Here is a 22,057-nt window from a genome sequence, read left to right as displayed (position 1 = left end):
GGGCCCATTAGTGTATAATGAATGTTATTTTCTATTTTTAATTGTTGCTTGAGCTGCTGCTATTCTTGCAACTGGTACCCTGTATGGAGAACAGCTTACATAATCAAGGCCTGCTGCGTCAAAGAATAGAATGGATCTTGGATCACCACCGTGTTCGCCACAAACTCCAACTTTAAGGTCTTTTCTTGTGCTTTTGCCCTTTTCGGTTCCCATTTTAACCAATTGACCTACGCCATCCCAATCAAGACTCTTGAATGGATCATGTTCGAGTATACCTTTTTCAAGGTATTCTGGCATGAATTTTCCAACATCGTCACGGCTGAACCCAAATGTCATTTGTGTTAAGTCGTTTGTTCCAAAACTGAAAAATTCCGCTTCTTGTGCTATTTGATCAGCTGTCACGGCAGCTCTTGGGATTTCAATCATTGTACCTACTTTGTACGTTAATTCTATACCAGATTCTTTTATAAGTGAGTCGGCTGTTTCAACTACTATTTTCTTTACGTATTTTAACTCGTTGATATGTCCTACAAGAGGTATCATTATTTCTGGAATTACATCGATATTTTCTTCTTTCTTTAGTTCAATTGCAGCGCCGATTATAGCTTTAGTTTGCATTACTGCAATTTCTGGATAAGTGATTGTAAGCCTACAACCTCTATGTCCAAGCATTGGATTCAATTCGTGAAGTTGTTCAACTACCGTTTTTAATTCTTCAACAGTAATACCTATTTGTTCAGCTACTTCTTTCATCTGTTCTTCATCGTGTGGTAAAAATTCATGTAGAGGAGGATCTATAAGCCTTATGGTTACAGGTAATCCTTTCATTGTTCTAAACAATCCCTTAAAGTCGTCTTTTTGAAGAGGTAATAATTCCGCAAGTGCTGCTTCTCTCTGTTCTTTTGTTTTGGCAACGATCATTCTTCTTACTTTGGGAATTCTATCTTTTTCAAAGAACATATGCTCTGTTCTGCAAAGTCCTATACCTTCTGCACCAAAATCTCTTGCAACTTTTGCATCTCTTGGTACATCCGCGTTAGTTCTTACACCGAGTCTTCTAATTTCATCGGCCCAGGTTAGAAGTTCAGCAACGGGTCCTTCAAGACCTTGTGGTTTTACTGTCTTAACTTTTCCAAGATAAACACTGCCCGTTGTACCATCTATTGAGATCCAATCTCCTTCTTTTACGACGACGTCGTTAACCTTAAATTCCAAGTTTTCTTCATCTACGAAGATGTCTTCTGCACCAACTACTGCTGGTTTTCCCATTCCTCTTGCAACCACTGCTGCGTGCGAAGTCATACCGCCTCTAGCAGTAAGTATACCTTCTGCTGCGTTCATTCCACCAACATCTTCAGGACTTGTTTCAGGTCTTACAAGGATAACTGGTTCTCCTTTTTTTGCCATTTCTTCAACTTTTGCAGCATCAAAGTAAACCTTACCGGTTGCTGCACCTGGAGATGCGGGAAGCCCTTTGGCAATTAATTTTGCGTTTTTAATTTCATTTTCATCGAACTTTGCGTGGAGAACCCTTTCCACATCTTCAGGTTTGACACGTATAACTGCCGTTTCTTTATCGATAAGTCCTTCATGGACAAGATCTACGGCTATTTTAATAGCAGCTTGACTTGTTCTTTTGCCATTTCTCGTTTGAAGAATGTAGAGTTTACCTTTTTCAATTGTAAATTCTATATCTTGCATGTCTTTATAATGTTTTTCAAGATTTTTCATGATGCTGAGAAGTTCGTTGTATACATTTTCGTTGATTTTCTTGAGCTCATCTAGTGGAACGGGAGTTCTTATACCTGCAACAACATCTTCACCTTGTGCATTTTGTAAGAATTCACCATATGGTTTCTTCTCTCCTGTGTTTGGGTCTCTTGTAAAACAAACACCTGTACCGCAATCTTCTCCCATGTTACCAAAGACCATTGTAACAATATTAACAGCAGTACCGAGTAATTCTCCTTCTTTTATGTTGTTAATTTGTCTGTATTTTATTGCCCTTTCGTTCATCCAAGAACCAAAAACTGCGTCAATCGCAGCCCAAAGTTGTTTGTATGTATCTTGTGGAAATTCTTTTCCAAATTTTTCGTAGATTTTTTTGTAATCTTCAACTAATGCTTTAAGGTCTTCTGCATCAAGTTCAACATCCAATTTAACACCTTTGGCTTTTTTTCTTGCTTCTAACGCTTTTTCAAATTCTGCATGTGAAATTCCAAGTGCTGTATCACCAAACATTTGCAAAAATCTTCTGTATGCATCGTATGCAAATCTTTCATTATTTGTAAGTCTTGCAAGCCCTTTTACGGTTTCATCGTTGAGTCCAAGATTTAAAATTGTGTCCATCATACCAGGCATGGAAACAGCTGCTCCTGACCTGACTGAGACAAGCAAAGGTTTCTCTGGGTCACCTAGTTTTTTCCCTGTAACTTCTTCTAATCTTTTTAATGCTTCATCTACTTGTGTTTTTAAATCTTCTGGGTATGTTTTTCCATGGTCATAGTAATATTTACAAACTTCGGTTGAAATAGTAAATCCTGGTGGTACAGGAATACCAATGTTAGTCATTTCGGCGAGATTTGCGCCCTTTCCTCCAAGAATCTCTTTCATATCTGCACGGCCTTCTGCTTGGCCATTGGCAAAGAAATAAACCCATTTCTTTGACATTATTACACCTCCTTGAAAATCTAAGTCTAACTTTATTTTATCATATCGTATAGGTTAATACGGTTAATATTTTATGATTGTATTTTTCTATTTTGTAACAATTGAAAATTTTAAAATTTTTTGATGTGTGGTATAATACTAACAAAGTTAGATAACATTAATAATTGGGGGTAAAGTATGAGTAAAGAAGAGTTAATGAAAGTTATAATTGAAAGGATAAAGAAATGTAAATCATGTTCGTTACATGAGAATCGAACCAATGTAGTACCTGGTGAAGGAAATTTAAATAGTCCCATTGTTTTTGTTGGAGAAGGACCAGGTGAAGAAGAGGATATTCAAGGTAAACCGTTTGTTGGAAGGGCAGGTCAGTTATTAACCAAGATTTTGGAATCCGTTAATATTAAAAGAGAAGATGTGTATATAACTAATATTGTTAAATGCAGACCCCCGAATAACAGGACGCCTACAAAGGAAGAGGCAAGGGTGTGTTCTCACTTTTTATTTGCTCAATTAGAAATAATAAATCCAAAGATGATTGTCACATTGGGAAAGCCTGCTTTGGAATTATTTTTAGGAAAAAATGTTGCAATTACTAAAGTTAGGGGAAATGAGTTTATATGGAAGGGTGGAGTAATAATATTTCCTATGTTTCATCCAAGTTATTTGTTGAGAAATCCTTCAAAGGCAAAAGGTTCACCTAAAGACCTTACGTGGCAGGATATTAAAAGAGTTAGAAAGTATTATGACCAATTTTTAAAGGAGAGAGAAAATGGCGATTAAAAAGTTAACTCCTGCTCTTGAAAACTACCTTGTAACTATATACAAGTTATCAAAAGAAAAAGGGGTTACAAGAATTTCGGAAGTTGCAAAGATAAAAAATGTTAGTTATCCTAGTGTTACTACTGCTGTGAAAAAGTTGGTTAATTTAGGTTATGTAGAACACGAAAGATATGGATTTATAAGATTAACCAATAAAGGAAGAAGAATTGCGATCACTATTTACAATGGAGAACTTAGAGTGAAGTATTTCTTTATGTACGTTATAGGTTTTTCAGAATCTAGGGCACAGCAAGTTGCCGAACTTATGATATACGGTTTAGATAATGAAACAAGAAAACAATTAAGACGTTTTTATGCTATAATGATTGATTTTGATGAAACAAAGGCAGAAGGACTTATAAAGTTTTTGAAAGAACAAAGGAAAAAATTGGGTGTGAAAAATGTCCCAAAAGAAGCGCTAAAACTTAAATTAAGGTTAAAGGAGGATGACTAATGAAAGTTTTAGTTACAGGTGGAGCTGGATTTATTGGATCTCACGTAGTTGATAAACTTGTAGACAATGGTTATGATGTTGTCGTTGTGGACAATTTATCAAAGGGAAAAAGAGAAAATGTAAACAAAAATGCAACGTTAATAGTAGCAGATATAAGAGATGAAAATAAAATGCGTGAAATTTTTAATGAATATAAATTTGATTATGTCTTCCATCTTGCAGCCCAAGCAAGTGTTTCTGTTTCTGTGAAAAATCCAGTGGAAGATGCAAATGTAAACATAGTAGGTAGTTTAAATCTCATAAAGCTTTCCATAGATTTAGATGTGAAAAAATTTATTTTTTCTTCAACGGGTGGAGCGATATATGGTGATGATGTTGATATTTACCCCACACCTGAAGCTATTTGTCCCAAGCCTATTTCACCATATGGTATTGCAAAGTTTTCCGTTGAAAATTATTTAAGATTTGCAAAGCACGAATTTGGATTAAATTACACAGTTTTACGCTATGCAAATGTATATGGTCCAAGACAAAATCCATTTGGAGAAGCAGGAGTAGTAGCGATATTTGTGTCTCGTATGTTAAAAGGTGAAAATGTAACTATAAATGGTGATGGAGAATATATTAGAGATTATGTGTATGTAGAAGATGTGGCAAATGCCAATTTACGTGCAGTAAAAGCAGGAAACGGTCTTGAAATAAACATAGGAACTTCCGTTGAAACAAGTGTTAATCAACTTTTTGGGTACTTAAAAAAGATTATAAAGTATGAAAAAGATCCCATTTACGGTCCACCAAGAAAGGGGGACATTAGAAAAAGTGTATTGTGTTATACAAAGGCACTTGAAGAATTAAGATGGAAACCTACAGTTGATATTGAAAAGGGGTTGAGACTTACAGTTGAATGGTTTAAACGAAATTTTAAGGCCTAAAAGTTTGGGGGATATAGTTGGGCAAAACCATTTGTTTGGAAAAGCTGGTATATTAAAGATTGCCATTGAAAGGAACAATTTATTTTCCTCTATTTTTTATGGTCCACCAGGGTGTGGTAAAACTTCTACATTAGATGTTATAAAAAAACATACTGATTACGAAATCTATCATTTTAATGCTGCGATAACTTCAACGTTGGATATAAAGAAGATTTTGGATTACGCAGAAAAGGTAAAAGATGTCAAAAAAATACTGCTTTTTGTAGATGAAATACATAGGTTTAATAAGAAACAACAGGATATCTTTTTACCTGGTATAGAAAAGGGAAGTTACATCTTTATTGGGGCAACTACTGAAAATCCATTTAAAATGATTAACCCTGCCCTTTTATCCAGAGTAAAGGTAATTGCTTTTAAAAGGTTGAGCGAATCTGATTTAAAGAAGATAATTGAACGTGCCATAAATAAAAAAAAGGTTAGTGTAGAAGAGGAAGTAATGGAATTTATAGTAAAAAATTCAGCAGGCGATGCACGCTTTGCCATAAATTTATACGATGTATTAAGTGAAATAGCACTTTCTTTAGAAAAAGACGTTGTTGATGAGGAAATAATAAAAATTTATAGTGGAGAGGGAAAAAAGTTTTATACAAAAAAAGAACATTATAACCTTGCATCTGCATTTATTAAGAGTATAAGAGGTAGTGATCCAGATGCTGCTTTATATTACATGGCTCGTATGCTTGAAGGTGGTGAGGATCCTCGATTCATAGCAAGGAGATTAGTTATACTTGCAAGTGAAGATATAGGTCTTGCAGATCCTATGGCCATTTTAATTGCTACCGCTACGGCGCAAGCCGTGGAATTAGTGGGACTTCCAGAGTGTGTTTTAAACCTTTCAGAATGTGTAATTTATCTTTCCTTAGCGCCAAAAAGTAATTCATCAACTATTGCTATTTCAAAAGCTATGGAACTAGCTAAAAAAACACCTGATTTAAAAGTTCCATTTAATTTACTCAACGTGGAAAAAAGTGGTTATAAAAATCCACATTATTATGGGGGATTTATTAAGAGATCTTACCTTCCAGATAAAATTTCAGATAGTATTTTTTACACACCAAAGTCTATTGGAAAAGAAAAGCGGTTTAAAGAGATAGTTGACAAGCTGTGGAAAGGGGTGAAAAGATATGGAAGTGAAGGTTAATAATGTTTTGGTAAAATTGATAAATGGGGATATTACAAAGGAAAAAGTTGATGTAATTGTTAATGCAGCAAATGCTTGGTTGAAACATGGTGGAGGGGTTGCTGGTGCAATTTTGAAAAAAGGAGGTTATTCAATACAAAAAGAAAGCGATGAATATGTTCAAAAATATGGGCCTGTGAATACAGGTGATGTAGCGGTGACCTTTGCGGGAAATTTAGAAGCAAAATATATAATCCACGCAGTAGGGCCAATTTGGCATGGTGGAAAAAATAAAGAAGAAGAAAAATTGAAAAGTGCAATTTTAAGTGCTTTAAAAAAAGCGTGTGAACTTGGGGTAAAAACCATAGCATTTCCCGCAATTAGCAGTGGTATATATGGTTTTCCAGTGAAAAGGTGTGCGGAAATTTTTAAAGAAAGTATAGAAAAGTTTACGAAGAATAACACTTGTCTTGACGAAATAAGGATTGTAAACATTGACAAAGAAGATCACGAAATTTTTGTTGAGGTATTTTCAAATGATTAATCTTATAAAAGCGTTGTTTTTAGAATCTTTTAGAAATAAGATATCTTTTTTCTTTGGGATTCTTTTACCAGTTGTGTTTTTTATAATGTTTGCTCAAGTTTTTTCGAATGAAAAAGAAGTTTCATTTGCATACTTTAGTGATAAGCCTTTGGATATACCTGGAAAGTACTATGGTAATAAAAATGCGTTGATGAAGGATAGATATAATTACGCAGCATCGGCATTTGTAGAAAGCAAAAAAATTGTAGTTTACAAAAATTATAACGATTATACCGTTGACTTGTGGATCGATGGCTTGAAACGTAAAGTAGATACTATTGATTTCAGAGAAATTGTAAAAATAAACGAAAGGATTTTAGATTATAAAGTTTTAAATGAAAAAGAAAGTATTTACTTGGGTTCTTTTGTTTTGTCATTGGTTTCAATTGGTATGTTTTCAGCCATAAATTTATTTGAAAGATATAGAAAAATTGGAATAATAAGGAGATTTAGAGTATTACCTCTAAGTGCATTTTTGTTTGTACTTTCGTTTTCTCTTTCTCAATTTATAGTAAGTCTAATTTCTTTTGTTGTTGTAAGACTTGTTGGAATTTTTCTTTTCAATATAAACTTAAAGGTTGATTATCTATTTTTTGCGTTTTCATTTATTTCGGCTGTCTTGGGGATGCTGGGTATTGGAATACTTTTGAGTATTTTGTTTGAAAAATTTGCAAATTCTGTTGCGCAATTTTTGTATACCATTTTTATATTTTTTTCTGGAATATACTTTCCCATAGATTTTCTTCCAAAATTTTTAAAAAACATTACTTATTTTTTACCCATAATGTATATATTTGATAATTTTAAGCATTCTATATTTAAGCAGGATTCTTTTGGGAAATTTTTACTACAAAATATATCTTTAATAATTTTTGGGGTTGTTTTATTGTATTTTGGTGGAAAAATTCTTTTTGCACCAGAAGAGTAGGTGAAATAATGATAAAAGTGGTTAATTTAAAAAAGAAATATGGAGATTTTGAAGCACTTAAGGGAATAAGTTTTTCCATAGAAAGGGGAATTATATTTTCGTTTTTAGGCCCAAATGGTGCTGGAAAGACTACAACTTTGGAAATATTAGTGGGACTTAGAAAGAAGACTTCAGGTGAAATATATTTTTTTGGCCAAAAAGTAGATGATATTGATAAGAAAATAAAGGAAAGAATAGGGGTACTTCTTCAAAAAACAGAACTTTTTAGAGAACTTACCGTGTATGAAACGCTAAAACTTTTTAGAAGTTTTTACAAAAAAGGATACGACCCTAAAAAAGTGTTAGAGATGATTGGACTTGTTGAGAAGAAAAATGAAAGGGTTAAGACACTTTCTGGTGGACAATTTCAAAGGCTTAGCTTTGGATTATCTTTTATTAATGATCCTGAAATTTTGTTTTTGGATGAACCAACTACGGGGTTAGATCCACAATCTCGAAGACATATTTGGGATATTATAAGAGAATTTAAGAGGGGTGGTAAAACTATCTTTTTAACGACGCATTATATGGAAGAAGCGCAAACATTATCTAATAAAGTGTGTATTATAGATAACGGATTAATTATAGCTGAAGGTAGTCCAGATGAATTGATCAAACATTCAGGGTTAAGTACAATTGTTGAAGTAGATGGAGAATACAACTTTGGAAAAGTGGTGGAAGGGAAAACTATAATTGAGACTAAAAATATGAGTGAAGTGATAAATAAACTTTTAAACGATGGCGTAGAAAAATTCATTGTGCGACATCCAACACTTGAAGATGTATTCTTAAAGCTTACTGGAAAGGAATTGAGGGATTAATATGTTTAAAGCGCTTTTGAAAATAGAGTTTTTAAGAAGTAAAGAGGCGACTTTTTGGTTTGTATTATTTCCCATTTTGCTTACTTTACTTTTGACTTCTATTTTTGGAAATTTAGAAAAAAGGATACGTTTTAAAATAGGTGTTATTGGTAACTCGAGTGTATTAGATGTTTTTAAGGACTATTTTAATATTGTAAAAATAGAAAAAATAGAGCAATTTATCGAAAAGAACCTTGATATAGTTGTAGTTTTGGAAGAAAATTTTGATCAAAAGTTTCAAAAGGCACTTTTTTTATCGAAAACAAAGCTTTTTGAGCCACTTGAAGTAGATGTTTACTATATTCCTGGAAAATTAGATTCAAAGATTGCCAAAGATGTTTTTATAAGTGCATTTTCAAAGGTTAATTATTTAATGGGAAGAGATATTCCAATTAAGATAATAGAGAAAAACAAAAATATAAGATACCAAGAATTTCTATATGGGGCTATTTTAGTTATGAACATTATGTCTGTTGTTTTTTTTGGATATTTAACTAATATTTCTTTCTATGAGCGAAGAGGTGTCTTAAAGAGGTTATCTGTTACACCTTATAACAGGTTTTACCTTACTTTTACTATGGTAGCCTTTTTACAAATTCTATTATCGTGTGTAATATTCTCCATTTTTGATTATTTTGTATATGGAGTGAATATTTTTAATTACAACGTATGGTTTTACGTTTTGTTTGGAAGTATGGTTTTTCTTTCCTTTGGTTATATGCTTTCAAAGATGTTCAAAAATCCAGAAACAACAATTGTATTAGGTAACATATTTTTTCAGGTATTTATGTTCGTAGGCGGTTTTTATTTTAATGTAGATAACGTAAAATTCATTTCAACCATTTCAAAAATAATCCCATCTACCTATTTGGTAGATGGGATACGTGCGTCGTATGGATATTCTATATATAACAACCACATATTTGTTCCATTGGCATGGTTTGTTTTGTCTGTAGTTATAAGTTTGGTATTGTAAATAAACCATTTTTCATTATTTGGACTTTTTCCGTGCCTTTAACTCCCCAAACGTTCATTTTTTCATTGCCTATCATGAAGTCAACATGTGTAAGACTACTATTAAGTCCAACTTCTTTTAATTGTTTTTCTGATAATTTTTCCCCGTTTTTTACACAACTTGGGTATGCTCTACCAAATGCAAAGTGTGAAGCTGCATTTTCATCAAATAGCGTGTTGTAGAAGATTTTTTTCATCTGATAAATGGGGGATTCAACGGATACAAGTGCAACTTCACCTAATCTTCTTGCACCTTCATCTGTGTTTAAAATGGTTTCTAGTATATCTTTGCCTATTTTTGCATCGTAATTTATTATTTTTCCGTCTTTAAAGGTAAGTGTAAATTTGTCTATAATGTTTCCGCCATATACTAGTGGCAAACTATTTGAAACCACACCGTTTATTTTATCTTTATGTGGGGCTGTAAATACCTCTTCTGTTGGAATATTTGGAACAAAAACGATATCTTGTTTGTTTTTTTGGCTTCCTGATATCCAAATGTGCTCTTTGGGAAGACCAACTTGTAGATTTGTACCAGGACCTTCGTATATTAAATAGTCGAATTGTTTTTCATTTAGATATTTTGTAATGTGTGTTAATTTTTCTATGTGTTTTTTCCAGTTTTCAACGGGATTTCCTTCTATTCTACTGGCTTTTAAAATGTATTCAAGAAGTTTTTCCGTGTTTTCTTCACCTAATACCTTTTTTGCCCATTTTTTTGAAGGGTATGCAACAACACACCAAGAAATTTCATTAGACATCATTCTTTTCATGATTTCTTTATTTGCGATGTTTACCGTTTTTGTGTAAATACCTATTCTTTCAGGTGGAACGTCTTTTAATGCGTCTGGATCTGCACCAGTTATACTCAACATCGCTCCCTTTTTATCAAGTAAATATTGAGAGGCCATTATTTCCCATTTTGGATATTCTTTTAACGCATCAATAGGTGCATTTTTTAAACGATATTTTGTGACTACTTCATCATTCCATCTTACGTATACATCATGTGCACCTAGATTAAAGGCTTCATTTACTACTTCTTCTACAAATTCTCTTGCATCAAGCGGTGCTTTTATAAATAAAATTTGTCCTTCTTGAAGATTAAGTCCAATTTGAAGTGCAACTTTTGCATATTTGTTTAACATCATATCATTCCTCCAAAATTTTTCTTATTTCTTTTTCTATATCCTCTGTTATTTTTTCCTTAATTTCTATTGCTTTAAGATTCTCATGTAATTGTTCAATCTTTGATACCCCCAGGATAACACTACTTACATTTGGATTCAACAAACACCATGCGATGGCAAGTTGCGAGAGCTTTGCATTCAATTCATCTGCAATTTTTTGTAATTTTTGTAGTTTTTCAAATGTTTTTTCCGTTAATATACCGTTTTCTTCAAGGTGTTTTTTTAGGTTTGGAAATCTTGCAAGTCTTGAATCTTCTGGGATGCCGTTGTTATATTTTCCAGTTAGAATCCCAGAAGCAAGAGGACTCCAAATTGTTAACCCCATGCCGTATTTTTCGTATATAGGTTGATATTCTTTTTCTACCCTGTCCCTTACAAGCATGTTGTATTGCGGTTGTTCTACAATAGGTGGTATGCAGTTTAATTCTTTGCATGCTATGTGGGCTTTTTCAAGTTGGTCCCCACTCCATTCGGAAGTACCCCAATAGAGTGCATAACCGTTTCTCACTAAATAATCCATTGCAAGAACGGTCTCTTCAATAGGTGTTTCTGGATCAGGGCGGTGGCAGTAGACAATGTCAACGTAGTCTAGTTGTAACCTTTTAAGTGAAGCAAATGTTCCTTCTAAAATGTGTTTTCTTGAAAGCCCTCTGTCATTTGGTCCGTTTCCACCCCAAAATATTTTCGTGGAAACCACAATGTCACTTCTTTTGAATTCCTTTAAGACTTCACCTAACATGGATTCAGCCATACCATTTGCGTATGCTTCTGCCGTGTCAAAGAAGTTTATTCCATTTTTGAAAGCTTCTCTTACTATTTCTTTGGCTTTTTGAATGTCTAGTTGATTTCCGAAAGTGAGCCATGATCCAAGTGAAACTTCACTTATCTTTAATCCCCATTTTCCCACTTTTCTGTAATTCATATCTTTCACCTCCTTACGAAAAAATTATATCATAAAATATTCGCTTTGCGAAATATATTGTTTTTGGTTGAAATATGTTATAATTAGCATAGCGAATAATTGGAGGGGGAATTTTTGAAAAATAGGGTTGATTTATTCAAGCAAAGTATAATAAAATCGCTTTTTTTGCTGAGTTGGCCTTTAGTTATATCAAATTTAATGCAGACATTTTACAATGCAGTTGATGCTTATTTTTTGGGAAAGCTGGGAAAGATAGAGTTTTCTGCTCCTACAATAGTATGGCCACTTATATTTGTTTTTATTTCACTTTCTATAGGTTTTGCACAAGCTGGAGTAACGTTAGTGGCACAATTTACAGGAGCTTCAAATAAGAAGGCTGCAAGAAAAGCTGCAGGTCAAACTGTTGTAATTTCCACACTTTTGGGTATTTCTTTAGCGATAATAGCTATTATAATTTCACGTCATGTAATTACTTTAATTGCTGGTGAAAATAGTAAAGAAGTAATAAATTATGCGGTTAATTATTTTAACATAATAATGATAGGGTTGCCATTTGGTTTTATCTTTAACTCAATTTCTTCTATTTTAAGAGGTTGGGGAGATTCAAAATTTACAATGAAATTGATGTTTATTTCAACTGTGGTTAATATAATTTTGGATCCAATATTTATTTTTGGTTTTTGGTTTATTCCAAAAATGGGGGTAATTGGTGCAGCTTGGGCTACAACAATTGCAAGAGTTGTTGCAGCTGTAATTTCAATTGAACACTTATTTGCAGGGAAAAGAGGGTTTAAGATAGGTTTTGAAGATTTAAAACCGGATTTTTCATTGGTAAAAAAGGTATTTCGTATTGGACTACCAAGTTCTTTGAGTATGTCTATAACTTCTTTGGGATTTGTGGTTATAATGAGGTTCGTTTCTAGTTTTGGCCCTACAGTTGTTAGTGCATATGGTGTGGGAAATAGAATTATAAACTTTATTACGATGATATCATTTGGTATTGGTAATTCTGTTACCACTATGGTGGGGCAATTTTTAGGTGCGGGAGATTTGAAAAGTGCTGAAAAAACGGTAAAAGTTGCGTTTATTTCAAATTTTTTAATCGTATTTTCCTTAAGTACTTTGACCTTTTTCTTTGGTGGAGAACTTACCAGGTTTTTTATAAATGATCAAGAGGTCATAAGAGTGGGATATATATTCTTTAAATACGTTTCTTTCTCTTTGCCGTTTTTTACTTCTATGTCTGTTTTTATCAACACACTTGTGGGTGCTGGAAGAACGGAATTGTCAATGATAGTTGATATAACAAGATTATGGGGAATTAGGGTGCCGTTAATAGCAATTTTTTCCTCTACTTTTGGCTTTACAGGATTGTTTTTTGCTATGATAATTAGTAATGTGGCAGCAATGATTTTGGCATATCTTTTTGTTAAATTTTCAGATTGGAAAAAAACAATTGTGCAGAAAAAAGGGGGTAAATGTGATGATATTTACTGACAAAAAGATTGAAAAAAAGAAAAGAAAGTATTTTATGGGGCTAGATTCAACAGATGCCAGTAAGATTATTGAGATTTTAAATAGTCTGCTTGAAGAGAAAGTTGAAACGGAAGAGGAAGTTGTAAAGTTAGTAGAAAAATTTACAGAACTTTCCGATATTGTATCTGAGGAAATGGGTTGGAGATATATTAACATGACGAGGTTTTCGGATAAAAAGGAATATGCCGAAAAATTTAACGACTATTTTCAAAACGTTGTTTCAAAATTAAAACCCTATTATATAAAACTTGAAAAAAAGATATATGATAGTAAAGTAGAATTTTCAAGAGAATATGTACATATGCTGAATATAATTTCAAATAACATTGAATTATTTAGAGAAGAAAATATACCTTTACAGGTAGAAGAAAGAAAACTTTCAAATAAATATGGTGCTATCTTTGGTTCTATAACTGTAAATTTTAGGGGCGAGGAAAAGACCCTCCAACAACTTATACCATATTTAAAATCACCTGATAGGGTAATAAGGGAGGAAGCATGGAGAAAAAGGTATGAAGGATTGTTAGAAAAAAGAGAAGAGCTTGATAACCTTTTTGATGAGTTAAAAGAAATTAGAATAAAGCAAGCAAAAAATGCAGGTTTTGAAAATTATAGAGATTATATGCATAAAGCAAAAGGAAGATTTGAATATACGGTAGAAGATGTTTACAAATTTCACGAGGCAGTGGAAAAGAAAGTTATGCCATTTTTTAGAAAAAGAATGCAAAAACGTGCGAAAAAATTAGGAGTTGATACATTAAGACCGTGGGATACAGCTGTTGATGTTGATGGAAAAGTACTTAAACCGTATAAAACGGTAGATGAATTTGTTGAAAAGGCGATAAAAGTACTTGGAAAAGTTAAACCACTTTTTGGTGAAAGGTTAGAAATGATGAAAAACACTGGATTGCTTGACCTTGAAAATAGAAAGGGAAAGGCACCAGGTGGATACAACTATCCATTGCCGGAAACAGGTGCACCGTTTATTTTTATGAACGCAACGGGACAGAGTGGGGATGTAAGGACCTTGCTGCATGAATCAGGACATGCTATGCATACCTTTGAAACGGTAGACATACCTGTTACATATTATAGACCAAATCGTATGGAAATAGCAGAACTTGCTTCGATGAGTATGGAATTGTTAACTATGCACCATTGGAATGAGTATTATAAAGATAATGAAGAGTTAAAAAAGGCAATGATAGAAGAGCTTGAAAGTGCTATTTTATTCCTGCCTTGGTGTATGACAGTTGATGCATTTCAACAGTGGATCTACAGCAATCCAGGGCACTCTGCTGAAGAAAGAGCAGAATATTTTGGAAAATTGATGGATAGATTTAATCAAGGAGTGGATTGGACAAATCTTGAACTTGAAAAGAAATACAGATGGTTATTCCAATTGCATATATTTGAAGTACCTTTCTACTATATAGAATATGGAATTGCACAACTTGGAGCATTGTCAATATATAGAAATTACGTCGAAAACTCAGAAAAAGCTATAGAGAGTTATCACAACTTTTTAAAGGTTGGATATAAAGTACCAATTGATAAGGTCTATGAAGTTGCAGGTATAAAATTAGATTTTTCAGAAGAGTATATTGGAGAGATTGTAGATTTTGTCGAAGATAGATTAAAAACTTTGGAAGGGGATTAATTTGTTTTTTGAAGATTTTAACGAAGAGTTTGAAAGTTTAGACGAATTTGTTGAAAGTGTAAGAAAAAAGACGAATTGTCCAGAATGTGTACAATGTGGATATTGTTGTAAGATAACACCTTGTTATTATGGAAAATGGAATAGTAAAAAGAAGCAATGTGAATATTTAACAGATGATAATAAGTGCGATATCTATGACAAGATAGTTGAATTGGAAAAGGATAAAGAAGTGAAAATGTTTGGAAGCGGCTGTTGTTTAAACTATATGAATCCGGAAAGATTGAAAAAATTATCCCAAAAGTAGATTTATAATTGCTCATTAGCTTCGGCATGTGCCGAAGCTTTTTTTGTCAAATAGTTAGTTATTAAAAAGTTTGTAAGGTATAATTAATTTACTTTGGTAAGAATATGTTATAATAAAACTGGTTGATAAAAAAATCACAAGGAGGGATATAAATGAAAGTTGCAATTATAGGGTGTACTCATGCAGGCACTGCTGCAGCCATAAATACGGTGAATCTATATGAAGATGCAGAAGTGACGGTCTATGAAAGAAATGATACCATTTCGTTTTTATCTTGTGGAATTGCATTGCATGTTGAAGGTGTAGTTAAAGAGCCAAAGAAACTTTTTTATTCATCGCCAGAGCATCTAAAAAGTTTTGGTGTGAAAACAAAGATGAAACATAATGTAAAAGAAGTAGATTTCAAAAATAAGACTTTGGTAGTTGAAGATATTAAAAGTGGCAAGGTTTTTGAGGAAACATTTGATAAGTTGATTATTGCTACGGGTTCATGGCCGGTTATTCCTGAAATTGAGGGAATTGATTTAAAAAATATTTTGCTTTCAAAAAATTTTTATCATGCAAATGATATAGTGAAAAGTGTAAAGAATGTGAATGATGTAGCAATTATTGGTGCGGGATACATTGGAGTTGAACTTGCTGAGGCAATTAGAGAAAATGGTAAAAAAGTAACTTTAATAGATATTGAAACAAGAATTTTAGCCAAATACTTAGATGAAGAGATAACAGATGTTGCAGAGAAAAAATTAAGGGAAAAAGGTATAAAACTTGCGCTTGGTGAAAGGGTAATAAAATTTGAGGGAACTGAAAAAGTTGAGAAGGTAATAACTACAAAGGGTGAATACAAGGCTGATTTGGTAATTCTTTCTATGGGATTTAAACCAAATACAAAGTTATTTAGAGGAAAACTAAACATGCTTGATAATGGTGCAATAATTGTTGATAAGCATATGCAAACAAGTGAAAAAGATGTTTTTGCTGCTGGGGATTGTTGTGCGGTATTTTACAATCCATTGGAAAGATATGAATATATACCTCTTGCTACAAATGCGATTAGAATGGGAACAATAGCTGCGTATAATTTAAAGAAAAAGAGGTTAATGCATTTGGGGACTCAATCTACATCTGGAATAAAGATATACAATTTAAATATTGCGGCAACTGGAATTACAGAGCATATGGCAAGAGTAAATAATTTAAATGTAGGATCAATTTTCATTGTGGAAAATCATAGACCGGAATTTATGCCATATTTTGAAAAAGTATTTTTTAAAGTAGTTTACGATAAAAACACAAAACGTATATTAGGTGCTCAAATAATGTCGAAAATTGATTTAACTCAATCTATGAATACAATGTCCGTTTTGATTCAAAATAAGATGAGAATAGATGAACTTGCGTTTGTTGACTTTTTCTTCCAGCCGCATTTTAATAAACCGTGGAATTTTTTGAATGTTGCTGGTTTGGAATATTTGAAAAATCATTTCTAATTTAGGAAAATTTATCGTGAAAAAATTAACATAAAATTTATGTGAAATTAACCACTTTAACCTGTTTTCGATGTACAATATTTGTGAAAATATTCACAGGAGGTGAAATTATGTGGGAAAGCAAAATGGATATTTACAATGTATTTGAATTAAGGTGTAAAACAACGTGTTATTTTGGTGTAGGTGCAATAAACAAAATTGGTGATATATTTGACAATTTGAAAGAACAAGGAATTAACAGTGTGATTTTTGTGACAGATAAAGTAGCTTATAAGGTAACGGGTGCATGGGATGTTATAAAACCTGAACTTGAAAAAAGAAACATAAAGTATGTTATATACGAAGATGTATCTCCAAATCCAACAACCACTCAGATTAATGAAGCAACAAGGATTGCAATTGAAAATGATGCAAAGGCTGTTATAGGTATAGGTGGAGGAAGTCCTATTGATGCAGCAAAAAGTGTAGCTGTTTTACTTGAATATACAGACAAAACAGCAGAAGAATTATACGAAGGAAAATTTATACCAACTAAAGCAAAACCAATAATTGCAATTAATACAACACATGGTACAGGTACTGAAGTAGATAGGTTTGCAGTTGCAACTATTCTAGAGAAAGAATATAAACCTGCACTTGCATATGATTGTATATATCCAACATATGCAATTGATGATCCTCAGTTGATGAAGACATTACCAAAGAGTCAAACAGTTTTTACATCTATTGATGCTGTTAATCACGTAACCGAAGCAGCTACAACTCTTGTAGCAAGTCCTTATTCAATACTTCTTGCAAAAGAAACAATAAGGCTTATTGCAAGATATTTACCTCAAGCAGTTGCTCATCCAGATGATTTGACGGCGAGATATTATCTTTTGTATGCTTCTACAATAGCTGGAATTTCTTTTGATAATGGGTTGTTGCACTTTACACACGCACTTGAACATCCATTGAGTGCAGTAAAACCTGATCTTGCTCATGGACTTGGGCTTGCAATGCTTCTTCCAGCCGTTGTAAAACATATTTACACCTCAAAACCAGAGGTTTTAGCGGATATTTACAGCCCAATTGTTCCAGATTTAAAAGGTGTTCCAGGCGAAGCAGAGAAGATAGCAATTGGTATTGAAAAGTGGCTGTTCAACTTAGGAGTTACAGAAAAATTAGAAGATATGGGATTTAGTGAAAATGACATTCCAAAACTTACAAAACTTGCACTTGAAACACCTTCTTTGGGATTGTTGTTGAGTATGGCACCAATTAATGCAGATGAAAAAACAATTTCTTCAATATACATGGATTCATTAAAACCTTTGTCAAAATGATAGTTGTTTTTTAGTTTCGTGGGGCCTTTTGGCCCCACTTTTTTGACAAAAAAATAGTTTGATGTATAATAGTTTCACGTAAATGTATTGGAGGTGAGAAAATTGAAAAGTGAAAATTTTGAAAATGCTTTTTTACTTTTTTCAGAAATTGAAAAGCTAAAGTTTCAGATTTTAAGAGCAGATATGGAAAAATATGGAATTCATCCTGGACAAATTCCACTTTTTTTTATTGTTAAAAAATTTCCTGGAATAACACAAAAGAAATTGGCTGAAAGAATAATGGTTAATACTTCTACAGTGGCAATAATGTTAAAAAGAATGGAAAAGGCAGGGTTTGTAAAAAAGGTTGTAGATGAAAAGGATAGGAGATATTTTCATGTTTATCTTACAGATAAGGCAGAAGAAATACACGAAAAGTTACTAATGAGTATAAAAAAGTTTGAAAGTGCGTGTTTTAAAGATTTTTCGAAAGGGGAATTAAATCATTTGGAAAAACTTTTGGAAAAAGTTGTTAAAAATTTGGAGGCGATGAAAGATGGGAAAAATTTTTAAGTATCTAAAGAAATATACCTTTTTGATTATTTTAACATTGTTTTTTGTTACTTTGCAAGCTATTTTAAATTTGTACCTTCCAAATTTGATGGCGGATATAGTTAATAAAGGTGTTGCAAGGGGAAATGTCGATTATATCTGGAGTGTAGGTTGGAAAATGCTTGGTATTACTTTGTTAAATGTTGCTGCTGCTGTTATTTCAACATTTTTTGCCGCAAGAATTTCTATGGGATTTGGAAAAGATCTTAGGAGTATGGTTTTTAAAAAGGTAATGAATTTTTCTTTAAGCGAGGTAGATAAGTATGGTGTTTCAACGCTTATAAATAGAAATACAAATGATATTACACAAATTCAAAGTGTTTTGTTTATAATGTTACGTATAGTTGCACTTGCTCCTGTTATGGCTATTGGTGGAACAATAATGGCTGTTTCAAAAAGTGCAAAGCTTTCTATGGTTTTGCTTGTTTCGTTGCCTGTTATGTTTGTTGCTATGTATTTTATTTTGAAATATTCAATTCCATTGTTTAAATCAATGCAAAAAAAACTTGATAAGTTAAATAGAGTTTTAAGAGAAAATCTTACAGGTGTTAGGGTCATTAGGGCATTTGCAAAAACAGAGTATGAAAAACAAAGGTTTGAAGATGCCAATGAGGATTTAACGAGTACAGCTCTTAAAGTTAACAGGATTTTTTCCTTAGTTTTTCCTTTGATTTTATTGATTATGAATATAACTATTGTCTTTTTGATTTGGGTTGGTGCTTTACAGGTTGATAAAGGCACGTTGGAAATAGGTAACATGATGGCAGTTATGCAATACATTATGCAAATTATGTTTTCATTTATAATGATATCCGTTATTTTTATCTTTCTTCCAAGGGCATCTGCTTCGGCCGAAAGAATTAGTAGTGTTTTAGAAGAAAAAATAAGGATAAAAGATCTAGAACAACCGAAGAAGATCGATATCGTGGAAAAGATAGAATTTAAAGATGTTACATTTTATTATGAAGGAGGAAAAGAACCTGCAGTATCAAATGCAAGTTTTACGATAAATCCAGGAGAAGTAGTTGGAATTATTGGAAGTTCTGGTTCTGGAAAGAGTACTCTTGTCAAATTACTCATGAGATTTTATGATGTTACTAAAGGAGAGATTTTAGTTAATGGAATTAATATTAATGAAGTTTCTCAAAAAGATTTGAGGGAAAGGATTTCATTAACCCCCTCGCGTCCGGTTATTTTTTCTGGAACAATTGAAGAAAATGTAAGAATAGGTAAAAAAGATGCCAATGAGGAAGAAATTATAGAGGCCTTAAAGATTGCACAAGCTTGGGAATTTGTTTCAAAGTTTCCTGATGGTATAAAGACGAAAGTTTCGCAAGGTGGGACAAATCTTTCAGGTGGGCAAAAACAAAGACTTGCAATTGCAAGGGCAATTGTGGGGAATAAAGATGTTTATATTTTTGATGATAGTTTCTCAGCTCTTGATTTCAAAACTGATGCAAAATTGAGAAAGGCTTTGCGTGAAAACTTATCGAATGCAACTAAAATAATAGTTTCTCTAAGGGTAGCCACAGTTATGAATGCAGATAAGATTATAGTTTTAGAAAATGGGAAAATAATGGGTATTGGAACACATAAAGAACTCATTAGAAATTGTCCGGTATATAGGGAAATAGTTTCTTCTCAACTTTCAGAGGAGGAGATAGCATGAGTATGGGAAAACCTGTGCGTAGAGGAGGACCTGGAGGACCAATAAGGGGAGCTGTTGAAAAGCCGAAAAATTTCAAAAAAACACTGAAAAGATTGTTAGGGTATTTAAAACCATACGCAATTCCTTTGATAATTGTATTTGCACTTGCAATAACTGGAACAATATTTAGTATTATTGCTCCAAAAGTTTTGGGGAAGGCAACAACTAAGTTGTTTCAGGGATTTCTTGCAAGAAAAATATTTCCTAGGGCAAAAATAGATCTCCAAGGTATACTAAAAATTTTGATTGAAGTGGGAATTTTGTATGGATTATTTGCGTTATTTATGTATATACAGCAATATATAATGGCAGGTGTGTCACAAAAGGTTGTAAAAAAATTAAGGACGGAAGTTATGGAAAAACTTTCAAAACTTCCATTGAGGTTTTATGATTCAAGAACACATGGTGAAATTTTAAGTAGAGTAACAAATGATGTGGATTTAATTAGTAACACTTTAAATCAAAGTTTGACGCAACTTATTACTTCTATAGTTACAATAGTTGGTGTTATTATAATGATGCTTACTATTAGTCCTTTGCTTACTTTGGTTACAATGGTTACACTACCTATCAGCATATCATTGATAGTACTTATAGTAAAGAAATCTCAGAAATATTTTAAAAATCAGCAAAAATTTCTTGGAAATGTAAACGGACATGTCGAAGAGATGTTTGGCGGATTAATTGTTGTAAAAGGATATAACATGGAAGAAGAAAGTATTAAAAGATTTGAGGAGTATAACGAAAAGTTATATGGTTCTGCTTGGAAGGCACAATTTGTTTCTGGAATAACTATGCCTATTATGAGATTTGTTGGTAATTTGGGGTATGTTATAGTTTCGATAATGGGTGGAATAATGGTGACGAAACGCATTATCCAACTTGGTGATGTGCAGGCATTTATTCAATACTCTCAACAATTTAATCAACCTATTTCTCAAGTTGCAAATATAATGAACATGATTCAGTCAACTCTTGCAGCATCGGAAAGAGTTTTTGAAATTTTAGATGAGAAAGAAGAAGAACCTGATCCAGAGAATGCCATAGAATTGAAGTCTGTTGAAGAAAATGTGAAATTTGAAAATGTTTATTTTAGTTATAGTAAAGACAAAAAATTAATTGAAGACTTAAATATTGATGTGAAAAGTGGTCAGACTATTGCCATTGTTGGGCCAACAGGTGCCGGAAAAACAACTCTTGTGAATTTATTGATGAGGTTTTACGAGATACAAAAGGGAAGAATTACCATAGATGGTGTGGATATAAGGAAATTGAGAAAAAATAATTTGAGAAGGTTCTTTGGGATGGTTTTACAAGACACTTGGTTGTTTAATGGTACTATTAGGGAAAATATTGCATATGGTAAAGATAATGCCACTGAAGAAGAAATAATAAATGCTGCAAAGTTAGCACATGCTCATCACTTTATAATGGCATTGCCTGGAGGATATGATGCCGTTATTAATGAAGAAGCTTCAAATATTTCTCAAGGGGAGAAACAGCTTATAACGATAGCAAGGGCTTTTGTAGTGGATCCAGATATTTTAATTTTAGACGAAGCTACTAGTAATGTGGATACGTTGACTGAGAAATATATTCAGAGTGCTATGAAAAGATTGATGCATAGTAGAACTAATTTTGTTATTGCACATAGATTATCGACTATTAAAGATGCGGATATGATTTTGGTAATGAATGAAGGAAAAATAATCGAAAAAGGTACACATGAGCAGCTGATGAATAAAAATGGTTTTTATGCAGAATTGTATAAAAGTCAATTTTTAGGTGCTTATGTGTAAAACTCTCTGCGAATGCAGAGAGTTTTTTTCATGGTATAATTTAAGGGAAGGAG

General features: G+C 32.7%; 19 protein-coding genes. 16 read left to right on the top strand and 3 right to left on the bottom strand.

What is annotated here, in order from left to right; all coding sequences use genetic code 11:
• Positions 1-24: 24 nt before the first annotated feature.
• Positions 25-2,670 (bottom strand): pyruvate, phosphate dikinase, encoded by a 2,646-nt coding sequence (gene ppdK / locus XJ44_RS01930; RefSeq protein ID WP_077197888.1) that lies wholly within the window; start codon positions 2,668-2,670, stop codon positions 25-27.
• 177 nt (positions 2,671-2,847) lie between these two features.
• On the opposite strand from ppdK, the gene XJ44_RS01925 reads away from it, so the two are divergent.
• From XJ44_RS01925 to XJ44_RS01890, 8 genes are read left to right on the top strand one after another with little or no spacing between them, the layout of a single operon-like run.
• The gene (locus XJ44_RS01925) at positions 2,848-3,450 is read left to right on the top strand and encodes a uracil-DNA glycosylase (RefSeq protein WP_075665386.1); all 603 of its coding nucleotides are present in this window, start codon (positions 2,848-2,850) and stop codon (positions 3,448-3,450) included.
• Positions 3,440-3,943 (top strand): metal-dependent transcriptional regulator, encoded by a 504-nt coding sequence (locus XJ44_RS01920; protein WP_075665385.1) that lies wholly within the window; start codon positions 3,440-3,442, stop codon positions 3,941-3,943. The genes XJ44_RS01925 and XJ44_RS01920 overlap by 11 nt, the downstream gene beginning before the upstream one ends.
• Positions 3,943-4,875, top strand: coding sequence for an SDR family NAD(P)-dependent oxidoreductase (locus XJ44_RS01915; RefSeq protein ID WP_077197887.1), 933 nt, complete (start codon positions 3,943-3,945; stop codon positions 4,873-4,875). Before XJ44_RS01920 ends, XJ44_RS01915 begins: the two co-directional genes overlap by 1 nt.
• A complete protein-coding gene (locus XJ44_RS01910) occupies positions 4,844-6,076 on the top strand; it encodes a replication-associated recombination protein A (protein ID WP_075665383.1) in 1,233 nt (410 codons plus the stop codon). The genes XJ44_RS01915 and XJ44_RS01910 overlap by 32 nt, the downstream gene beginning before the upstream one ends.
• Positions 6,060-6,599 (top strand): macro domain-containing protein, encoded by a 540-nt coding sequence (locus XJ44_RS01905; RefSeq protein WP_077197886.1) that lies wholly within the window; start codon positions 6,060-6,062, stop codon positions 6,597-6,599. Before XJ44_RS01910 ends, XJ44_RS01905 begins: the two co-directional genes overlap by 17 nt.
• Positions 6,592-7,566 (top strand): ABC transporter permease, encoded by a 975-nt coding sequence (locus tag XJ44_RS01900; protein ID WP_077197885.1) that lies wholly within the window; start codon positions 6,592-6,594, stop codon positions 7,564-7,566. The genes XJ44_RS01905 and XJ44_RS01900 overlap by 8 nt, the downstream gene beginning before the upstream one ends.
• 8 nt (positions 7,567-7,574) lie before the next feature.
• Positions 7,575-8,426 (top strand): ABC transporter ATP-binding protein, encoded by an 852-nt coding sequence (locus tag XJ44_RS01895; protein ID WP_075665380.1) that lies wholly within the window; start codon positions 7,575-7,577, stop codon positions 8,424-8,426.
• A gap of 1 nt (position 8,427) precedes the next feature.
• The gene (locus XJ44_RS01890; protein WP_077197884.1) at positions 8,428-9,441 is read left to right on the top strand and encodes an ABC transporter permease; all 1,014 of its coding nucleotides are present in this window, start codon (positions 8,428-8,430) and stop codon (positions 9,439-9,441) included.
• On the opposite strand, the gene XJ44_RS01885 is transcribed toward XJ44_RS01890, so the two are convergent.
• A complete protein-coding gene (locus tag XJ44_RS01885) occupies positions 9,422-10,630 on the bottom strand; it encodes an aminopeptidase (protein WP_233119496.1) in 1,209 nt (402 codons plus the stop codon). The two genes, XJ44_RS01890 and XJ44_RS01885, sit on opposite strands and share 20 nt — an antisense overlap.
• Position 10,631: 1 nt before the next feature.
• Positions 10,632-11,591 (bottom strand): potassium channel beta subunit family protein, encoded by a 960-nt coding sequence (locus XJ44_RS01880; protein WP_075665378.1) that lies wholly within the window; start codon positions 11,589-11,591, stop codon positions 10,632-10,634.
• A gap of 114 nt (positions 11,592-11,705) precedes the next feature.
• Here XJ44_RS01880 and XJ44_RS01875 point away from each other — a divergent pair, with 114 nt between their 5' ends.
• The 8 genes from XJ44_RS01875 (at position 11,706) to XJ44_RS01840 (ending at position 22,004) form a co-directional block, all read left to right on the top strand.
• A complete protein-coding gene (locus XJ44_RS01875) occupies positions 11,706-13,088 on the top strand; it encodes an MATE family efflux transporter (RefSeq protein WP_075665377.1) in 1,383 nt (460 codons plus the stop codon).
• Positions 13,075-14,787 carry a M3 family oligoendopeptidase gene (locus tag XJ44_RS01870; protein ID WP_077197883.1) on the top strand — a complete coding sequence of 571 codons (1,713 nt, stop codon included), beginning with the start codon at positions 13,075-13,077 and terminating at the stop codon, positions 14,785-14,787. The genes XJ44_RS01875 and XJ44_RS01870 overlap by 14 nt, the downstream gene beginning before the upstream one ends.
• A gap of 1 nt (position 14,788) precedes the next feature.
• Positions 14,789-15,091, top strand: a complete 303-nt coding sequence (locus XJ44_RS01865; RefSeq protein ID WP_075665375.1) for a hypothetical protein — start codon at positions 14,789-14,791, stop codon at positions 15,089-15,091.
• A 152-nt stretch (positions 15,092-15,243) separates the two neighbouring features.
• Positions 15,244-16,581, top strand: coding sequence for an FAD-dependent oxidoreductase (locus XJ44_RS01860; RefSeq protein WP_077197882.1), 1,338 nt, complete (start codon positions 15,244-15,246; stop codon positions 16,579-16,581).
• Positions 16,582-16,691: 110 nt separating this feature from the next.
• The gene (locus XJ44_RS01855; protein ID WP_075665373.1) at positions 16,692-17,906 is read left to right on the top strand and encodes an iron-containing alcohol dehydrogenase; all 1,215 of its coding nucleotides are present in this window, start codon (positions 16,692-16,694) and stop codon (positions 17,904-17,906) included.
• 102 nt (positions 17,907-18,008) lie between these two features.
• Complete coding sequence (locus XJ44_RS01850) at positions 18,009-18,458, top strand: MarR family winged helix-turn-helix transcriptional regulator (protein ID WP_077197881.1); 450 nt, start codon at positions 18,009-18,011, stop codon at positions 18,456-18,458.
• Positions 18,442-20,166, top strand: a complete 1,725-nt coding sequence (locus XJ44_RS01845; RefSeq protein WP_077197880.1) for an ABC transporter ATP-binding protein — start codon at positions 18,442-18,444, stop codon at positions 20,164-20,166. The genes XJ44_RS01850 and XJ44_RS01845 overlap by 17 nt, the downstream gene beginning before the upstream one ends.
• Entirely contained in the window at positions 20,163-22,004 is a 1,842-nt protein-coding gene (locus XJ44_RS01840; RefSeq protein ID WP_075665370.1) for an ABC transporter ATP-binding protein, read from the top strand. The genes XJ44_RS01845 and XJ44_RS01840 overlap by 4 nt, the downstream gene beginning before the upstream one ends.
• Positions 22,005-22,057: the final 53 nt, after the last annotated feature.

The sequence above is a fragment of the Thermosipho affectus genome (genome assembly GCF_001990485.1).
Classification (GTDB): Bacteria; Thermotogota; Thermotogae; order Thermotogales; family Fervidobacteriaceae; genus Thermosipho; species Thermosipho affectus.
This window is presented reverse-complemented; position numbering and strand designations above follow the sequence as displayed.